At 66.4% G+C, this 18,777-nt stretch carries 18 protein-coding genes; 15 read left to right on the top strand and 3 right to left on the bottom strand.

Translation table 11 applies throughout. The annotated features are described in order from the left end of the window. Window positions 1-2,254, top strand: a 2,254-nt coding sequence (gene flhF, locus ABE485_RS29680; RefSeq protein ID WP_346518839.1) for a flagellar biosynthesis protein FlhF, incomplete at its 5' end; no start/stop codon positions are given. Between the two features lie 72 nt (window positions 2,255-2,326). Here flhF and ABE485_RS29675 read toward each other — a convergent pair. The 3 genes from ABE485_RS29675 to flgA form a co-directional block, all read right to left on the bottom strand. Continuing rightward, window positions 2,327-2,800 carry a flagella synthesis protein FlgN gene (locus ABE485_RS29675; protein ID WP_346518838.1) on the bottom strand — a complete coding sequence of 158 codons (474 nt, stop codon included), beginning with the start codon at window positions 2,798-2,800 and terminating at the stop codon, window positions 2,327-2,329. 30 nt (window positions 2,801-2,830) lie between these two features. Further along, window positions 2,831-3,124 (bottom strand): flagellar biosynthesis anti-sigma factor FlgM, encoded by a 294-nt coding sequence (flgM, locus tag ABE485_RS29670; protein ID WP_346518837.1) that lies wholly within the window; start codon window positions 3,122-3,124, stop codon window positions 2,831-2,833. A gap of 127 nt (window positions 3,125-3,251) precedes the next feature. After that, window positions 3,252-3,968: a flagellar basal body P-ring formation chaperone FlgA gene (flgA, locus tag ABE485_RS29665; RefSeq protein ID WP_346518836.1), complete on the bottom strand. Its 717-nt coding sequence runs from the start codon at window positions 3,966-3,968 to the stop codon at window positions 3,252-3,254. Window positions 3,969-4,144: 176 nt separating this feature from the next. Here flgA and flgB point away from each other — a divergent pair, with 176 nt between their 5' ends. From flgB to ABE485_RS29595, 14 genes are all read left to right on the top strand, one after another. Further along, a complete protein-coding gene (gene flgB / locus ABE485_RS29660) occupies window positions 4,145-4,552 on the top strand; it encodes a flagellar basal body rod protein FlgB (protein ID WP_346518835.1) in 408 nt (135 codons plus the stop codon). 22 nt (window positions 4,553-4,574) lie between these two features. Further along, window positions 4,575-4,994 carry a flagellar basal body rod protein FlgC gene (gene flgC / locus ABE485_RS29655; RefSeq protein ID WP_346518834.1) on the top strand — a complete coding sequence of 140 codons (420 nt, stop codon included), beginning with the start codon at window positions 4,575-4,577 and terminating at the stop codon, window positions 4,992-4,994. A gap of 20 nt (window positions 4,995-5,014) precedes the next feature. Then, on the top strand, window positions 5,015-5,713 hold the full coding sequence (locus tag ABE485_RS29650; RefSeq protein WP_346518833.1) for a flagellar hook capping FlgD N-terminal domain-containing protein: 699 nt from the start codon (window positions 5,015-5,017) through the stop codon (window positions 5,711-5,713). A gap of 70 nt (window positions 5,714-5,783) precedes the next feature. Then, complete coding sequence (locus tag ABE485_RS29645) at window positions 5,784-7,280, top strand: flagellar hook-basal body complex protein (protein WP_346518832.1); 1,497 nt, start codon at window positions 5,784-5,786, stop codon at window positions 7,278-7,280. A 38-nt stretch (window positions 7,281-7,318) separates the two neighbouring features. Then, window positions 7,319-8,083, top strand: coding sequence for a flagellar basal body rod protein FlgF (locus ABE485_RS29640; protein ID WP_346518831.1), 765 nt, complete (start codon window positions 7,319-7,321; stop codon window positions 8,081-8,083). A 53-nt stretch (window positions 8,084-8,136) separates the two neighbouring features. Next, window positions 8,137-8,922, top strand: a complete 786-nt coding sequence (gene flgG / locus ABE485_RS29635) for a flagellar basal-body rod protein FlgG (protein ID WP_346518830.1) — start codon at window positions 8,137-8,139, stop codon at window positions 8,920-8,922. Beyond that, the gene (locus ABE485_RS29630) at window positions 8,922-9,611 is read left to right on the top strand and encodes a flagellar basal body L-ring protein FlgH (RefSeq protein ID WP_346518829.1); all 690 of its coding nucleotides are present in this window, start codon (window positions 8,922-8,924) and stop codon (window positions 9,609-9,611) included. Before flgG ends, ABE485_RS29630 begins: the two co-directional genes overlap by 1 nt. Window positions 9,612-9,614: 3 nt before the next feature. Further along, complete coding sequence (locus tag ABE485_RS29625; protein WP_346518828.1) at window positions 9,615-10,751, top strand: flagellar basal body P-ring protein FlgI; 1,137 nt, start codon at window positions 9,615-9,617, stop codon at window positions 10,749-10,751. A gap of 5 nt (window positions 10,752-10,756) precedes the next feature. Next, window positions 10,757-11,734, top strand: a complete 978-nt coding sequence (gene flgJ / locus ABE485_RS29620) for a flagellar assembly peptidoglycan hydrolase FlgJ (RefSeq protein WP_346518827.1) — start codon at window positions 10,757-10,759, stop codon at window positions 11,732-11,734. Between the two features lie 72 nt (window positions 11,735-11,806). Next, a complete protein-coding gene (gene flgK / locus ABE485_RS29615) occupies window positions 11,807-13,480 on the top strand; it encodes a flagellar hook-associated protein FlgK (protein WP_346518826.1) in 1,674 nt (557 codons plus the stop codon). A gap of 47 nt (window positions 13,481-13,527) precedes the next feature. Then, window positions 13,528-14,787 (top strand): flagellar hook-associated protein FlgL, encoded by a 1,260-nt coding sequence (flgL, locus tag ABE485_RS29610; protein WP_346518825.1) that lies wholly within the window; start codon window positions 13,528-13,530, stop codon window positions 14,785-14,787. A gap of 138 nt (window positions 14,788-14,925) precedes the next feature. Further along, on the top strand, window positions 14,926-16,764 hold the full coding sequence (locus ABE485_RS29605) for a methyl-accepting chemotaxis protein (RefSeq protein WP_346518824.1): 1,839 nt from the start codon (window positions 14,926-14,928) through the stop codon (window positions 16,762-16,764). A 29-nt stretch (window positions 16,765-16,793) separates the two neighbouring features. Next, window positions 16,794-17,261 (top strand): hypothetical protein, encoded by a 468-nt coding sequence (locus ABE485_RS29600; protein ID WP_346518840.1) that lies wholly within the window; start codon window positions 16,794-16,796, stop codon window positions 17,259-17,261. A 136-nt stretch (window positions 17,262-17,397) separates the two neighbouring features. After that, window positions 17,398-18,777: methyl-accepting chemotaxis protein (locus tag ABE485_RS29595; RefSeq protein WP_346518823.1), on the top strand; the 1,380-nt coding region annotated here is incomplete at its 3' end.

Raw genomic sequence — 18,777 nt, 5'->3', positions numbered from 1 at the left:
GGCCTACATGCCGCCGGCGCCGCCAGCAGGGCAGCCACCCGCCGCTCCGATGCCGCCCGCCGCGCCTTCCATGGCGCGCATGCCCGATGCGCCCGTGCGCCAGTTCCAGGCCCCGCCGTCCGCGGGCCTGCCCGCCGACACGGCGGCCGGATTGCAGGATGCGATCAGCGCGCTGCGCGGCGCCCTGGAAAGCCGCATGGACGGACTGCTCTGGGGCGGTCGCCAGGGGCCCGGCCGCGAACCGGCGGGCGCGGCGCTGTTCCGCAGCCTGCTGGACGCCGGGTTCAGCACGAAGCTGGTGCGCACCCTGGTCGAGCGCCTGCCGCAGGGGATGAGCCCCGAGGCCGCGCTGAGCTGGGCGCGCAATGAACTGGTGACCCATCTGCCCGTGGTGCGCTCCGAAGATGAATTCCTGGCCGGCGGCGTCTATGCCCTGGTCGGCCCCACCGGCGTGGGCAAGACCACCACGCTGGCCAAGCTCGCGGCCCGCTGCGTGGCCCGCGAAGGGCGTGAACAGGTCGCCATGCTGACCACCGACCTGTTCCGGATCGGGGCGCTGGAACAGTTGCAGATCTACGGCCGCCTGATGGGCGTGCCTGCGCATTCGGTGCGCGATGCCGGCGAACTGCGCCGCATCCTGGCCGAACTGGGCAACCGCAAGATCGTGCTGATCGACACCACCGGCATCAGCCAGCGCGACCGCCTGGTGGCGGAGCAGGCGGCGATGCTGACCAGCGCGGGCAAGCCCGTGCGCCGGCTGCTGGTGCTGAACGCCGCCAGCCAGGGCGACACGCTGGACGAGGTGGCGCACGCCTACCGCAACGGCGTGGGCGAGGACGTGGCCGGCTGCATCATCACCAAGCTGGACGAGGCCACCCGCCTGGGCGCCGCCCTGGACACGGCCATACGCCACCGCTTGCCGATCCACTACATGTCGGTCGGGCAGAAGGTGCCCGAGCACATGGAGCTGGCGCGCGCGGACGTGCTGATCGACCGCGCGTTCTCGATGGTCGAGCGCGCCCGCGCCCTGTACACGCCCAGCGAGGCCGACCTGGCGTCGCTGGTGCCTCCGTCGCGCGAAACCGACGCCGTGGATCCGGCGCGCCGGCGGCAGCTGCTGGCCTCGGCCATCCTGCCGCATCACGGCGGCCAGGGCGCGATTGCCGCGGCCCAGAGCCTGGACGAAACCATCGCTTGGCTGGACAACGACGCGGCCTGCCTGCAGGCGCGCACCGCTTGGCGCGAGTATGTCAGCGACGGCGCGGGTTCCAGCCTGGCCGCGCTGGGCGAGGACCCGCTGGCCATGGCGCGCCGCGAGTTCTCCGCGGCCTGCGGCAAGAACCTGCTCGTCATGCATGGCAAGACGGCCATGAAGGGCGAGGCCCTGCCGGGCGGCACGCTGCTGGGCGCGCTCCTGATGAGCGACCGCGGCGCCGCGCTGGCCGCGCCGGCCCAGCAGCTGGTGCTGCCGCACGGCATGCTCAGTTCGTTCGCGCCCGCCGCGCCGGCCCAGCCCGATCCGGTCCAGGCGCTGCAGGCGCGTGTGAGCTGGCTGGGCGAGCGGCTGCAGGCGCTGCCGCTGGTCCACATGCTGGAAGCGGGCACCGTCGCCCTGTGGCAATCCTTCAGCGATCAGGGCGTGTCCTGGGTGGCGCGCTGCCCGGGCGGCCTGCGCGTGATCCAGGACGAATGTCCCACCAATCTGAACGCCGTCGGCAAAAGCGTGGGCTATCTGCCGGTGGGCCAGCCGGGCGACATGCCGGGCCTGCGCCTCGTGCGGGACGGCAAGACGGTGCCGCTGGCGCTGTGGGCGTCCGGCACCGAGATCGTCTTGCCCGGCAAGGGGCAGGGCGCCGCCTTCCGCCTGATCTGCGCGCGCTTGATCGATACCGTCAGCGGCGAAGTCGCCGGGCAATTGTTCGGCGCCACTAACCTGTCCGCCGGGCAGGCCGACGCGGCGGCGATCGCACGCTGGCTGGTCCTGCAGGACGAGGCCAAGGCCGCCTTCCGCTACATGGCAAATGCCTGGCAGGCCTTGCCGGCGGTGGACGGCGCGCATACGCTGGCGCGCCAATCCCTGATGGCCGGGCAGCTGGGCGCGGCCTGCTGGCAGCTGGCGCACTCGCCGGCGGCGGACGTCGCGCGCGGTCCGTTGTCGGGCATCGTGGGCGCCGAGCGCAAGCTGTCGGGACGGATGCTGCCCGTGGCCTTGCTGAAGATGTTCGCCATGCTGGAGATGACCGGCGGCGCGTGATGGGGCGGTTCCCGCGGGAATAAAAAAAGGCGGCGTGCCATATGCACGCCGCCTTTTTCTTGTGCGGGACGATCAGCCCGCGACGCTCGGCTTGCGCCCGGGCGCGGCGCTGGCGCCGCGGCCGCGCGCGGTGTAGGTCGAGGCGCTGCCGACGCCGACATTGCGCAGGGCATCCAGCGATTGCTGGGTGTAGCGCAGGTGCACGTCGATCAGCGCGCCGTTGCGCATGTTGATTTCGTTGGCGGATGCGGATTTGGTCAGCAGCGCCTGCCAGACGCCGGACAGTTGCGGGTATTGCACCGTGGCCTGCTCGGTGCCGGCATGGCCCGCGGGCAGGCCGATTTCCGTGAGCAGGTTGTCGCGCATCTGGCTCAGGTCGACCAGCTGCTGGGCGACGCCGCGCTTGCGCTCGGTGATTTCATGCAGCGCCTCGACGCTTCCCTGTCCGACCAGAACCTCGGTTTCTTCCTCCAGGATGGTGGAGAACTCGGTGATCAGGACATCTTCCTGCTTCATGCAGGATTGCAGGGATTCGACGAGGCTCATGACAGGCTGCTCTGATGCGGGTGAATAGGGCTACTTCAGCAGGTCGCGGGCGCTGGCGATCAGGCTGTCGGCGATGCGGCCGGTGTCGATCTTGAGCTGCCCGGAGGCGATGGCGGCGCGAATGGCGGCGACGCGCTCGACATTGATGTCGTTCGAGCCGTCCTGCAGGGCCAGCATCTTGCGCGATGCCGAGCTCAGCGCCACTTGCGAGCTGCTCGAGCCGCTGGCGTTGCTGGCGCCATAAGCCTGGCTGAGCGCGGACTCGGTGCGCGTACCGACGGCGTCGGCCGACAGGGGCCGGTTGGTGGTCGAATTGATTTTCAAGGTTTTCTCCGCAGGGCGTCCTGGGTCGGTTTGCGACGGATCCGCCTACTTATGTCTCTGTAACGACAAGGGCCGAAGGAACTTTAGGGTATGAAACCCGCCGACGCAACGCGATTTGTAACATTATCTAGAGCTGTATTTCCACCAGGGTGGCGTTTCGAACGATCCCGCTGACCACCTGTCCGCCTGCGGTGCGGACCTGGACGACGGCGCCGGGCGCCGCATTATCCATGGCCTGGCCTTCGCTGCTGACCATGAAGCCGTTGCCCCGGGCGTTGATCCGGACGTTGGAACCGCGCACGACCGACTGCGCGTTGCGCAGGGACGAGCTTCGGATCGCCTGGCCGGCATTGATCCGGAACGCCGCGGTCATGCCCGCCACGGCCTGCGGATCGGTGATGGCGCCCGGGGGCAGGGCGACCAGGTCTCCTTCCCGGGGCGCCAGGTCCGCCGGGTTCAGGGCCTGGCCGGCCGAGATCATGCGCGCGGCGACGTAATAGTGGCCGGCGACGCTTACCGTGGCCTGCACGTAGGCGGTCCAGGGCTTGGGCGCATTGCAGCGCACGCCCACCGTCATGCGGGAACGCAGCTTCATGCCGGACGGTAGAAACGGGGACATGGCATCGCAGGGCGCCAGGCGGTCGGTGCGCGGCGGGTCGATCGCGATGGACGCGTCGCCGGGCAGGGCGGCCAGTTGTTCCTGCAAATAGGTCTGCGCCGCAATGATGATCGCTTCGGGGGCCTGGGTGGCCGCTTCCTGCGCCCGCGCCCCGGCCGCCAGGGCCAGCAGGAGGGCGGCCAGGCAGGCTGCGCGCGCGCGAAGAGGTCTTGCGAAGATTTTCATGATGGATGAATTGTAGGAGCGGGCGGCGTTCGGCAATACGCGAATTGGATGAGAAATGACGGGTTATTTGGCTGATTGTGTTCCGGCCCCGGCCCCTATCATGCCGTCATCCAATGGGATAACGGTGTGCCCGGAATCCCTGGTTTTTTTGAATTGCAACGCACCAAGGCGCCACGATGCTCGACAGGCTCAACGAAGATTTCCGGTTCTACCAGCAAGCATTGTCCCTGCGCGCGCAGCGCCAGGAAGTGCTGTCGTCGAACATCGCCAACGCCGACACGCCCAATTACAAGGCGCGCGACTTCGACTTCCAGACGGCGATGCAGAACGCCATGGAAGGCACCAAGCGCCTGCCGGACACGTCGCTGACGCTGACGTCGGCCCGCCACATCCCGGCCAAGGCCGTGTCGCAGGGTCCGACCGAACTGCTGTACCGCCTGCCTTACCAGCCCAGCCTGGACGGCAACACGGTGGACATGGACATCGAGCGCGTGCAATTCGCCGACAACACCCTGCATTACCAAAGCACGATGCAGATGATCTCCGGCCGCATCCGGACCATGCAGACCGCTATTCAGGATTGATCCTTAAAGGGAGCGACAGGCAATGTCCTTGTTGAGCATTTTCGATATCGCCGGTTCGGCACTCAGCGCGCAATCGCAGCGCATGAACGTGGCGGCCAGCAACATGGCCAACGCCGACAGCGTGGTGGGGCCGGACGGCCAGGCCTATCGCGCCCGTCAGGTCGTGTTCCAGGTCAACCCCGCGCCGGGGCAGGTGCTGGGCGAAGAGATCGGCGGCGTGCGCGTCGCCGGCGTGGTGCAGGACCAGTCGCCGCTCAAGCAGGTGTACGACCCCAAGCACCCCATGGCCGACGCGCAGGGCTACGTCAGCATGCCCAACGTCGATCCGGTGGCCGAAACGGTCAACATGATCGCGGCATCGCGGTCCTATCAGGCCAACGTCGAGGTGCTCAACACCGCCAAGGCGCTGATGCAGAAGACGCTGACCATCGGTCAATCCTAATTTCCAGCCAGAGCGTATCCATGACCACCGTCGATTCAAACACGAGCACTACCGCCATGGGCCTGGCGCAGACCGGCGCCAGCAGCGCCAGCACGGCGCAGGGCCTGCAGGACCAGTTCCTCAAGCTGCTGGTGACGCAGCTGCAGAACCAGGATCCGCTGAACCCGATGCAGAACGCCGAGCTGACCTCCCAGCTTGCGCAGATTTCCACGGTGGAAGGCATCACCAACCTGAAGAACACCATGCTGGCCATCAGCGGCCAGATCGACGTGTCCCAGTCGATGAACGCCGTGTCGATGATCGGCAAGGGCGTCCTGATCCCGGGCGCCAAGGTCAAGGTCGGCGTCGACAGCGACAACCCTGCCGAGCGCGTGGTCACCCCCTACGGCCTGGACCTGCAGGGCGACGCGACCAAGGTGCAGGTCCGCATTTCGGATGCGAACGGCGCGGTGGTGCGCACCATCGAGCTGGGCGAGCAGAAGACCGGCGTCTACACCCTGGAATGGGACGGCAAGAACGACAGCGGCGTGGCGCTGGAGGCGGGCGCATACAACGTGTCCGTCCTGGCCACCGACGCCGAGGGCACGAAGGTGAATTCGGAAGTGCTGAGCTACGGCCTGGTCAAGAGCGTGGCGTACTCCACCAACGGCCTGCGTCTGGACCTGGGCCTGGACGGCCAGACCAGCATGCTGGACGTGCGCAAGGTGATCGGCGCCTGATCCAGGCGGAATTGAATCGATGCCGGCGCACGGGCGGCGGCTTATCCCTTAAAGATTAGCGAGAGAAAACATGGGCTTCGGACAAGGATTGAGCGGCTTGAACGCCGCTGCGCAGAACCTGGACGTCATCGGCAACAACATCGCCAACTCCGGCACGGTCGGCTTCAAGTCGTCCACCACGTCGTTCGCCGACGTGTACGCCAGCTCGCGCGTGGGCCTGGGCGTGAAGGTCGCGGCCATCAGCCAGCGCTTCACGGTCGGCACCGTCAATGGCGGCGGCGGCGAATACGACATCGCGATCGACGGCGCCAAGGGCATGTTCCGCGTGACCGACCAGAGCGGCGCGGTCATGTACACCCGCAACGGCGAATTCCTGGTCGACAAGAACAACTTCATCGTCAATGCGCAGGGCTACCGCATGACGGGCTACCCGCCGGGCGCCGTCGGCGCGAACCCGGTGGAACTGCAGCTGCCCACGGCCAACGTGGCGCCGCAGGCGACGTCCACCGCCACCACCGTGGCCAACCTAGACGCCAACGCCAAGGTCATCTACACGGTCGACACGGTGACGACCCCGGCCGTCAACGGTTCGGTGACGCTGACCGCCTCCGGCGGTGGCGCCGTCACGGGCACCTATACCTTCACGCGCAACGCCACCGGCGACCTCACCTGGGTGACGACGCCGCCCGATGGCGACTACGGCGCCGCGCCCAACCTGATCACCATCGACGCCGCCTCCCCGAACCCGGGCGGGATCGCCACCGGCGACATCACCCAGGTGGCCGGCTACACGAACTACACGGCCGCCGTGACGGAACTGGGCAAGCCCTTCGACCCCAAGCTGTCCGACTCCTACACCAACGCGTCGCCCATGACCGTGTTCGACTCGCTGGGCAACTCGCACCAGGTCATGCAGTACTTCGTCAAGCGCCCGGCCGTCGGCGGCACCAGCGTGTATGACGTGTATTACACGATGGACGGCCAGGCCATGGCGCCCACGACCGAGGCCGGCGGCGTCTGGGGCAATCCCCAGCAGTTCACGTTCAACAACGCCGGCACGCTGACCAGCGCCCCGACCGTCACGCTGAGCTTCGCCCAGCCCGGCGGCACCGCCACGCCGGCCGACCCGCTGAGCATCGCCGTCAACTACACGGGCACGACCCAGTACGGCAGCAACTACAAGCTGGTCGCCAAGCCCGACGGCTACACCTCCGGCGAATTCAGCGGCATCAACATCAGCGGCGACGGCAGCCTGGTCGCCAGCTACACCAACGGCGAAACCCAGGTCGTGGGCACGATCGTGCTGGCCGACTTCGCCAACCTGCAGGGCCTGCAGCCGGTCGGCAACAACGCCTGGAAGGAAACGGCGGCCTCCGGCCAGCCGATCCTGGGCCAGCCCGGCTCCAACGGCATGTCGACCGTGGTCGGCCAGGCCACGGAGTCGTCGAACGTCGACATGAGCAAGGAGCTGGTCAACATGATCATTGCCCAGCGCACGTACCAGGCCAACTCGCAGACCATCAAGACCCAGGACGAAATCATGCAAGTCCTGATGAACCTGAAGTAAAGCCAGGCAGGCACGCGACGACACCGACGGAATAGGCAATGGATCGAATCATCTACACCGCCATGAATGGCGCAGCGCGAATCACCGAGCATCAGGCCGCGCTCTCCAACAACATGGCCAACGTGAACACGGCGGGCTTCCGCGAGCAGATCGCGCTGTACCGCTCGGTTCCGGTGACGGACGGGGTGAGCCTGCCTACGCGTGTTTCGACGGTGGCGTCCACGCCGGGCAACAGCTTCCAGATGGGCACCATGCAGACCACGGGCCGGGACCTGGACGTGGCGCTGTCCAGCGAAAACGGCTGGATCGCGGTGCAGACGCCCCAGGGCGAAGCCTATACCCGCGCGGGCGGCCTGCAGGTCGGCGTCAACGGCCTGCTGCAAACATCGCTGGGCCAGCCCGTCCTGTCGGACCAGGGCGGTCCCATCGACGTGCCCGACCAAGCCGCGCTGACCATCACGTCCGACGGCACGATCACCGCCATCGGCGCGGGCGATGCGCCCAACAACATCCTGAACCTGGGCCGGCTCAAGCTGGTCAACCCGGACAACACGCAGCTGGTGCACGGCGACGACGGCGTCTTCCGCATGGCGCCGGTCAACGGCCAGCCCGCGCCTCCGCTGCCCGCCGACCCCGGCCTGCGCCTGTTGTCGGGCGTGCTGGAAGGCAGCAACACCAATCCCATGGCGTCGATGGTGGGCATGATCGAAAACGCCCGCCGCTTCGAGCAGCAGATGCAGGTGATTCAGCAGTCGGACCGCAACGCGGAACGCGCCAACGGCATCCTGTCCGTAAGCGCCTGATTTAAATAAACATTACGCTCGCGGCCGGGCCGCGGCACCTGGAGTACTTCATCATGATGCGTTCGCTGTGGATTGCCAAGACGGGCCTGGAAGGTCAACAGACCTCCATGGACGTGATTTCCAACAACTTGGCCAACGTTTCCACCAACGGGTTCAAGCGCGGCCGTGCCGTGTTCCAGGACCTGATGTACCAGACCCTGCGCCAGCCGGGCGCCCAGGTGGGCGACGCCACGCAGCTGCCGTCCGGCCTGCAGCTGGGCACCGGCGCGCGCGTGGCGGCGACCGAGCGCATCCACACGACCGGCAACCTGAACAACACCGGCAGCGAGATGGACGTCGCCATCAACGGCCGCGGCTTCCTGCAGGTCGAGCTGCCCGACGGCACCCAGGCATACACCCGCGACGGCGCGCTCCAGCGCGACCAGAACGGCCAGCTGGTCACGGTCAGCGGCTACGTCATCCAGCCGCCCATCAACGTGCCGGACAACGCCTTGTCCATCACGATCGGCAACGACGGCATGGTGTCGGTGACGCAACCGGGCGCCGCCGGCGTCAACGTGCAGATCGGCCAGCTGCAGATCGCCACCTTCATCAACCCGACGGGCCTGCAGAGCGTCGGCGAGAACCTGTACCTGGAAACCGACTCCTCCGGTCCGGCGAACCTGCTGCAGCCCGGCGTGGACGGCGCGGGTTCCATCATGCAGAACTACGTCGAAACGTCGAACGTGAACGTCGCCGAGGAACTGGTCAACATGATCACGACGCAGCGCGCCTACGAAATGAACAGCAAGGCCGTCAAGACCTCGGACGAAATGCTGGCCCGCCTGACCCAACTGTGATGCCCATGTCTGTCCTGCGCCTGGTATTTGCTGCGGCCCTGGCTATGCTGGCGGCCGGCTGCGCCATGATCCCGCCCGAGCCCATCGTGACCGGGCCGACGACGGCGGCGCCGCCGCCGCCGCCCATGCCGATGGCGCAGCCCACGGGCTCGATCTACCAGCCCACGACCTACGGCAACTATCCTTTGTTCGAAGACCGCCGGCCGCGCAACGTGGGCGACATCGTCACCATCGTCCTGAACGAGCGCACCAATGCCTCGAAGAACGTGGCGACCAACACCAACCGCACCGGCTCGGCGACCCTGGGCATCGCGGCGGCGCCTTCGTTCATGGACGGCTGGGCCAACGCCAACCTGAACACCGATGCCAAGGGCGGCAACGTCTCGCAGGGCAAGGGCGACAGCACGGCGAACAACGCTTTCACAGGCACCATCACCACGACGGTGGTGGGCGTGATGTCCAACGGCAACCTGCAGGTCGCCGGCGAAAAGCAGATCGCCATCAACCGCGGCAGCGAATACGTGCGCTTCGCGGGCGTGGTGGATCCGCGTTCCATCACCGGCACGAATACCGTGTCGTCCACCCAGGTGGCCGACGCCCGCATCGAATACCGCAGCAAGGGCGTCATGGACGAAGTCCAGACCATGGGCTGGCTGCAACGCTTCTTCCTGATCGCTTCGCCGTTCTGAACCATGAAACAACCGACTCCGATATCCGTCTTGATGTCCCTGTTGGCGCGGGTCTGCGTCGCCGTCGGACTGGCGGCCGGCGCCGGAACGGCGCACGCTGAACGGATCAAGGATCTTGCCAGCATCCAGGGCGTCCGCGGCAACCAGCTGATCGGCTACGGCCTGGTCGTGGGCCTGGACGGCAGCGGCGACCAGGTGCGCCAGACGCCGTTCACCCAGCAGAGCCTGACCAACATGCTGTCCCAGCTGGGCATCACGGTGCCCGCCGGCAGCAACATGCAGTTGAAGAACGTGGCGGCCGTCATGGTGACGACCACCTTGCCCGCATTCGCCCGGCCCGGACAGACGCTCGACGTGGTGGTGTCGTCCATGGGCAACGCCAAGAGCCTGCGCGGCGGCACCTTGCTGATGACGCCCCTGAAGGGCGCCGACAGCCAGGTCTACGCCATCGCCCAGGGCAACATCCTGGTCGGCGGCGCGGGCGCGTCCTCGGGCGGCTCCAGCGTGCAGATCAACCAGTTGAACGGCGGTCGCATCAGCGCGGGCGCCATCGTCGAGCGCGGCGTGCCGACCACGTTCTCGCGCGACGGCTATGTCCACGTCGAACTGAACAACACCGACTTCGGCACCGCGCAGAACGTCGCGACGGCCCTGAACCGCAAGTTCGGCCAAGGCACGGCCACGGCGCTGGACGGCCGCGTCATCCAAGTGCGCACGCCCATGGAACAGGCCTCGCAAGCCCGCTTCCTGTCGCAGATGGAAGACCTGCAGGTCGCGCGCGCGCCCACGGTCGCCAAGGTCATCATCAACGCCCGCACGGGTTCGGTCGTCATGAACCGCACGGTCATGATCGAAGAGGCCGCCGTGGCGCATGGCAACCTGTCCGTCATCATCAACCGCCAGAACGAAGTGTTCCAGCCGGATACGCCCTTCACGCAGGGCCAGACCGTGGTGGTGCCCAATACCCAGATCGAAGTGCGCCAGGACAACGGCTCGCTGCAGCGCGTCAGCACCAGCGCCAATCTGGCTGACGTGGTCAAGGGCCTGAACGCCCTGGGCGCCACGCCCCAGGACCTGCTGGCGATCCTGCAGGCAATGAAGAGCGCGGGCGCGCTGCGCGCCGAACTGGAAATCATCTGACGGCCATGGCGTACACCAACGATGCCGCCAGCGGCGGAGCCCGCCAGGATTCGGTGTTCGACATGGGCCGCCTGTCGGACCTGAAGCGGGACGTCAAGAAGGATCCCGCGGGCACCGAGCAGCAGAAGCAGGTGGCCAAGCAGTTCGAGGCGCTGTTCCTGCAGATGATGCTCAAGCGCATGCGCGAGGCCACGCCCAAGGAAGGGCTGTTCGATTCGCAGCAGAGCCAAATGATCCAGTCCATGGCGGACGAGCAGCTTGCGCTGCACCTGGCCTCGCCGGGCATCGGGCTGTCGCAGGCCATCCTGGCGCAGATGCAGCAGGGCAAGCCCGGCGAGATGTCGGACGACGCGATCAAGAGCATCGGGCAGGGGGGCGACCTGGACTTCCGCACGGGTGGTTCGCGCGAAGTGTCCGCGTTGCTCAATGTGATGCGCAACAACCGCGCCAGCGACCGCGCGCTTGCCGCGGCCGAAGGCGCGCCGGAGCATGTGGTCGCCTTCGTGTCGAAGATGTCGCGCGCGGCCAACCTGGCGTCGCAGCAGAGCGGCGTGCCGGCGCGCCTGATCATGGGCCAGGCCGCTCTGGAATCGGGCTGGGGCAAGCGCGAAATCAAGCACGACGACGGCAGCACCAGCTACAACCTGTTCGGCATCAAGGCAGGCCCAAGCTGGAAGGGCAAGGTCGTCAACGTGCTGACCACCGAGTACGAAGACGGCGTGGCAAAAAAGGTGACGCAACCCTTCCGCGCCTACGCGTCCTACGAGGAATCGTTCGCGGATTACGCCCGCCTGATCGGCAACAGCCCGCGCTACGAAAGCGTGACGACGGCGCGCAACGAGGTCGAAGCGGCCCGCCGGATCCAGGACGCCGGCTACGCGACCGACCCGCGGTACGCCCAGAAGCTGATCGGCATCATGGGCCAGCTGCGGGGCTCGGCGTCCAGCGTGGAAAATTCGCGCCAGTTGCTGGAAGGACTCTAAATTTGGGTGAGCTCCTGCCGTAAATGGAGTATCCAGAGATAACAGCTGCGGTTACATACGGGGCATGTCAGCATGAATTTGTACAAAACGGCATTGGGCGGGTTGAACGCGGCGCAGGCAGGCCTGGCCACCACCGGCCACAACATCAACAATGCCACGACGGTGGGCTACAACCGCCAGCGCGTGATGACCTCCACGGCGGGCGCCCAGGCGACCTCCAACGGCTACATCGGCCGCGGCGTCCAGGTGGACACCGTCGAACGCAGCTACGACAGCTTCCTGTACAAGCAGCTTGTCGGCGCGAACGGCAGCGGCGCCCAATTGCAGGCGCAATTGGACCAGGTCTCGCAGATCAACAACCTGTTCTCCGACCGCACCGTCGGCATCGCCCCGGGCCTGACCAATTTCTTCACCAGCATGAACACGGTGGCCAGCAAGCCGGCGGATCCCGCCGCGCGTGCCGACCTGCTGGGCCAGGCCAACAGCCTGACCACGCAGATCCGCTCGGCCTACCAGGAAATGCAGAACCAGCGTGAAGGGCTGAACACGCAGATCACCACGACGGTGGACCAGGTCAACAGCTACCTGGGCCGCATCGACGACCTGAACCAGCAGATTTCGCTGGCGGCCGGCAAGGCCGGCGGCAGCCCCCCGAACGATCTGCTCGACCAGCGCGACCAGGCCGTGATGGAGCTGAACCAGCTCATCGGCATCACGACCTACGAGCAGGGCGACAAGATCAGCATTTCGCTCACCAAGGGTGGCCAGTCGCTGCTGTCGGGCAACACCATCTATCCGCTGCAAGCCGTGCCGTCGTCGTCCGACGCGGGTCGCACTGTCCTGGCCTATACGCTGCCGGCCGGTTCGGGCAAGACCATTGCGGTCGAAATGAAGGACTCGGACGTCACCGGCGGCAAGCTGGGCGGCCTGCTGCAGTTCCGTGCGTCGTCGCTGGACGTCATGCAGAACCAGCTCGGCCAGATGGCCGTGGGCCTGGCGCTGTCGTTCAACGAACAGCACAAGCAGGGCCTGGACCAAAGCGGAAACCCGGGCGAGGACTTTTTCGCCATCGGATCGCCCAAAGGTGTTCCCAATACACAGAACAAGAGCAACGCGCAGATCTCGGGTGAATTCGGCACTGTGGCCAACATAAACGCCAAGGATTACGAGATCTCGTTTGATGGCGCGAACTACCAGGTGGTGCGCATGCCGGAAGGCACGCAGGTCTACAACGGACCGGCCACGGGCACGCCGCCCAACGCGACCTTGAACCTCGACGCCGAGATGGGCGTGACGCTGACCATCAATGCGCCGCCCCAGGCGGGCGACAAGTGGTCGCTGTCGCCGACGCGCGATGCCGCGCGCGATATCAGTGTCGTGATCACGGACCCCGAGAAGGTGGCCGCGGCCGACGCCGACGGCGGCGACGCCAACGGCAAGAACGCGCTGGCACTTGCACAGCTGCAGAGCAGCAAGCTGCTGGGTCACAAGACCATGAGCATCAACGACATGTTCGCGCAGGTCGTGAATACGGTGGGCGTGCAGACGCAACAGATCAAGACCGCCGCCACGGCGCAGGTCAACCTGATCAAGCAGACCACGGCTGCCCAGCAGGCGGTGTCGGGCGTCAACCTGAACGAAGAATACGTGAGCCTGTCGCTGTACCAAGAGCAGTATCAGGCCAGCGCCCGCATCATCGATGTGGCGAGCACCATTTTTGACACGCTGCTGGGCCTGCGCGGCTGATCAGAACGTTGAACTGTGATTACTAGAAAGAATTTCGGAGCTGCACCATGCGTCTGAGCACCACGATGATGTACACGAACGGCCTGAGCGGCGTGCTTGCCCAGGAATCCGACATGAATCGCCTGGTCGAGCAGGTTGGCAGCGGTCGCAAGTTCCTGAGCCCGGCGGATGATCCGCTGTCGGCGTCGCTGTCGATCGGCGTGGCGCAGACGCAGAGCATGAACAACACGTACGGCCTGAACCGCAACACGGCAAAGACCAACCTGGGCCAGGAAGCCAACATCCTGGACTCCGTCACCACCGCCCTGCAGGACGTGCGCACCCGCGTGGTCCAGGCCGGCAACGGCACCTTCGCCGACAGCGACCGCCAGGCCCTGTCCACCGCGCTCAAGAGCGCCCGCGATGCGCTGCTGGGCCTTGCCAACAGCACGGACGGAAACGGCCAGTACCTGTTCTCCGGTTACCAGGGCGGCGTGGTGCCCTATGCCCAGGACGCGACGGGCAAGATCGTCTACAGCGGCGCTACCGGCGAACGCACGGTGCAGGTCGACCAGTCGCGCCAGTTGTCCACCAGCGACCTGGGCAGCGACATCTTCAATCGCGCCAATCCGGGTTCGACGGCCTACGTCAGCACCGCCGCGTCGACCAACGGCGGCACCGCCGAGTTCGGCACCGTGTCGGTCACCCCGGGCAGCGCCAACATCGGCAAGAACTTCAGCCTGCAGTTCGAATCGGATCCGGCCACCGGCAACATGGGCTACCGCGTCATCACGACCGACCCCAACGCCAATCCGCCCGTGCCGCCGGTCATCTCGCCCGCTCCGCCCGCGGGTCCCACGGCCTATACGCCGGACTCCAGCATCGACTTCGGCGGCATCGCCGTGGTGGTCAAGGGTACGCCCCAGAACGGCGACGTGATCAATGTCGAGAGCATCCAGTCCGCCGACGTCGACATGTTCAATACGTTGGACAACCTGATCAAGGTCCTGGATTCGCCCATCGCCGGCGATGAGAAGGCGCTGGCCCGCCTGAACAACGAATTGGCCACGGCGAACAAGAAGCTCCAGACGAACTACGACAACGTCCTGACCGTGGCCGCCTCGGTCGGCGCGCGCCTGAACGAGCTGGAGGCGCTGGACGCCACCGGCACGCAGAAGGGCCTGTCGTACTCGAAGTCGCTGTCCGATCTGGAAGACCTGGACTACTACGCCGGCGCGAGCCAGCTTGCGCTGCGCCAGGTGGCGCTGCAGGCGGCTTCGGCGGCTTTCATGACCATTCAGGGGTCCAGCCTGTTCAGCCGCAAGTAATGCGGCAGGCCTGAAGCCGCGGCCCCGGGCCGCGGAGAGTAGCGCAATTGCGGACGCTGCTGGCGAAAGGCCAGGGCGTCCGTGGTCGCGTGCGGGGTAGGTAGTGTCGTTTTTCGTTGCTCAACGCTCGGATATTTCATGCTCGGTAATTTGAAAGTTCGCACCTGTATCATTCTGGTGCTGTTGCTCTTCACGGGCGCCATGTTCATCTCGAACGGCGTGGCGTGGATGGGGCTGAACTCCAGCAACGACAAGCTGGAGCGGGTCAATGACGCCTATTCCAACCAGGCGACGCAGCTGCATCGCGCCTACAACGCGTACCTGCGCGGCCGGCTGCTGCTTGCGACGTCGTTGATGGACATGCAGCAAGGCAAGACGGAACAGTCCACGTCGCAGGCCAAGCGCGCCGACGCACTCATGCAGGAAGGCACCAAGTCGCTGGACGCGTTCCGCAAGGCGCCGCGCATGGCCGGATCCGAAGACCTCGTGCAGAAGCTGGAAGTCGCCTACAAGCAGTTCGACGACGTCTACAAGCGCCAGGCCGCGGCATTGTCCAACTTGATGATCCAGGAATACCTGGACCTGAACGACGCCGGCAGCGCCGCCAACACCGCGTTCCGCGAAGCCGTGAACAACGTGCTGCAGTTCGTGGACACCCGCACCGACGAACTGGTCGTGCAGGCCGAAACCGATCACAACATCTCGCGCACCGTCACCATCGTGCTGCTGGCCATCGCGCTGGTGCTGGCGGTGGGCTGCTGGCTGTTCATCAGCCGCACCGTGCTGCGTCCGCTGCACGAAGCGGGCGACCACTTCGAAAAGATCTCGGGCGGCGATTTCACCGGCCGCATTGAGGTGCGCAGCACCAACGAAATCGGCCATCTGTTCGGCGCGATCAAGCGCATGCAGGAAAGCCTGACCCGCACGGTGGCCACGGTGCGCCGCGGCGTCGAGGAGATCAATGTCGGTTCGCGCGAAATCTCCGCGGGCAACACCGACCTGTCCAGCCGCACGGAGCAGCAGGCGGCCTCGCTTGAGGAAACCGCGGCGTCGATGGAAGAACTGGCCTCGACCGTGAAGCAGAACGCCGACAACGCGCGCCAGGCCAACCAGCTGGCGGCCAGCGCATCGGACGTGGCCGAGCGCGGCGGTTCTGCGGTGTCGGAAGTCGTGCATACGATGCAGGAAATTTCGGCCAGCTCGCGCAAGATCTCCGAGATCGTGTCGGTGATCGACGGCATCGCGTTCCAGACCAACATCCTGGCGCTGAACGCGGCGGTGGAAGCGGCGCGCGCGGGCGAGCAGGGCAAGGGCTTTGCGGTGGTGGCGGGCGAAGTGCGCTCGCTGGCGCAGCGCAGCGCGCAGGCGGCCAAGGAAATCAAGGGCCTGATCGAGGACTCGGTGACCAAGGTGGGCGCCGGTTCGCAGCAGGTTGAGCGCGCGGGCGCGACGATGCAGGAGATTGTGGCGTCGGTCAAGCGCGTGACGGACATCATGGGCGAGATCTCGGCGGCGTCGGAAGAGCAATCGAGCGGCATCGACCAGGTGAACCGCGCGGTGTCGCAGATGGACGAAGTGACGCAGCAGAACGCGGCGCTGGTGGAAGAGGCTGCAGCCGCGGCCGGTTCGCTGCAGGAACAGGCGCAGCGCCTGGCCGAAGCGGTGGCCGTGTTCAAGATCAACGCAGGCGAAGTCATCGAAGTGCCGGCACGCCAACTGGCGCAGCAGCATCGCCCGGCGCCGCGCGTGGCCGCGCCGCCAGCCGCCGCGCCGGCGCCGAAAGCGGCCCCGGCTGCGCGTCTGACGCACGCTGCGCGCGCGAAGCCGGAACCGGCGGAAGGCGCGACGGCTGCGCGTCCAGTGCGCCGTCCCGCACCGCGTCCGCCGGCCGCCGCACGGGCCGAACCGAAACCGGCGCCCGCGCCGGCCGCCAGCCGGCGGCAAGCGCCTTCGGATGACGATTGGGAATCTTTCTGACGCCGGCAATGCTGGCAAATGGGCAGGGTATGCGAGGTTATCTACATCTTCTGGCGGCGGCCGCGTTTGCGGTGATTCTCGCCGGCTGCGCGGCGACGGGCCATAATTTCGACCCGAGCAAGCTGTCGACCCTGACGCCTGGGCAGACGACGCTGGAAGAGGCCTCGCGGGCGCTGACCGCGCCTCCGGCCCAACGCTTCAAACAGAGCGACGGCACCTTGCTGGCGCTCTGGTCCTTCAAGATCACCTTTGTCACCGACGGCTTGTACAGCCGTAAGGAAGCCCTGCTGCAGTTCGGCCCCGACGGCCGGCTGATGCGGCTTGTCGACAGCACCAATATTCTGCTGGAACCCTGGGAACGCCAAAAGTTGCTGGGACCGGCGCCCGCGCCTGAGCTGACTCAGGACTGGGCACGGCCTGCGATGGAACCCGAGGTGCAAACCATCTATATACCTGGACCGGGCGAACCGGCCGGTCTGGCGCCTCAGGGCAAATAGCCCTGCAGTTCAGTAGAGAACATCGCGGCGCGAGCCGCGATGTACGTCGCCCTGAGTGTATGCCCCATGTAACAGGGCGTGTCCACAGGGTGGTTTTTCATTTGGTCAGAGTAGTTCCTGAGGGATGGGGAAAAAAATGGAAGCGAGTCTCGAATCCGGTGCCAAGCCCGGCAAAGCCGGCAAGAAAAAAGCCGCGCGCGCACCAAAGGTCAAGCGCAAGATGCGTCTTCGCGATGCCCGCGTCGGCACGATGCTGCTGTGGGTCATGGCGTTTTTCGCGGTGCTGATCGCAGCGGTGGGAGGCTTGGCGGCCTACTTCCTGCAAAGCAATTACGAGTCGATCCGCGAGGTCAATGCCCTGACCGAACGCGCCAAGCAGGTCGAGATCATCAATAGCGACATGCTGCGCGCCCGCGTGAGCCTGATGGTGGCCGCGCGCCACCTGCAGGAATCCGGCTGGGGCAGCGGCGAGAACTCGGCGCGCGACGCGGCCGCCGCGCTCAAGGGCGCGACCGACCTGCTGACCGGCGTGCGCAGCCGCTTCGCCGACTTCCAGAAGAACATGCTGGAAGACGACACCGGCCGCCAACTGTCCATGAACCTCGTGCGCCGCTATCGCTCGTACATCGACGACGGCGTCGACACGATGGTGGAAGCCTTGCGCAGCGAAGACTATTCGACGTTCTACATGGTGAACAACGAATACGGCACGCCCCGCAGCGCGGCCTTCATCGAAGCGATCGGCCAGTTCGGCAAGTACATCGGCGACCAGCAGCAGGCCACGATCGACCAGGCCGAAGCCAACTTCAACCTGGCCATGGTGGCGGTGGGCGTTGCCGTCGGCCTGGCGCTCCTCTTGATGATCCTGGCGCGCATCCTGTTCGGCCGCCTGGTCGTGCGTCCGCTGGTTGAAGCCGGCCAGCATTTCGACAAGATCGCCGCCGGCGACCTGACCGGCCGCGTCGAAGTGCGCTCGCACAACGAAATCGGCCAGCTGTTCGCGGCGCTCAAGCGCATGCAGGAAAGCCTGACCCGCACGGTGTCGACCGTACGCCGCGGCGTCGACGAAATCACCGTGGGCTCGCGTGAAATCTCGGCGGGCAACACGGACCTGTCCAGCCGTACCGAAGAGCAGGCGGCTTCGCTCGAGGAAACCGCGGCGTCGATGGAAGAACTGGCCTCGACCGTGAAGCAGAACGCGGACAACGCACGCCAGGCCAACCAGCTGGCGGCCAGCGCATCGGACGTCGCCGAGCGCGGCGGTTCGGCGGTGTCGGAAGTGGTCAGCACGATGCAGGGCATTTCGGCCAGCTCGCGCAAGATCTCCGAGATCGTGTCGGTGATCGACGGCATCGCGTTCCAGACCAACATCCTGGCGCTGAACGCGGCGGTGGAAGCGGCGCGTGCGGGCGAGCAGGGCAAGGGCTTTGCGGTGGTGGCGGGCGAAGTGCGCTCGCTGGCGCAGCGCAGCGCGCAGGCGGCCAAGGAAATCAAGGGCCTGATCGAGGACTCGGTG

Origin of the sequence: Achromobacter spanius, from assembly GCF_039673305.1 — a bacterium.
Taxonomy (GTDB): domain Bacteria; phylum Pseudomonadota; class Gammaproteobacteria; order Burkholderiales; family Burkholderiaceae_B; genus Achromobacter; species Achromobacter spanius_F.
Note: the sequence above shows the minus strand (reverse complement) of the source record. Positions and strands in the feature narration are given on the sequence as shown.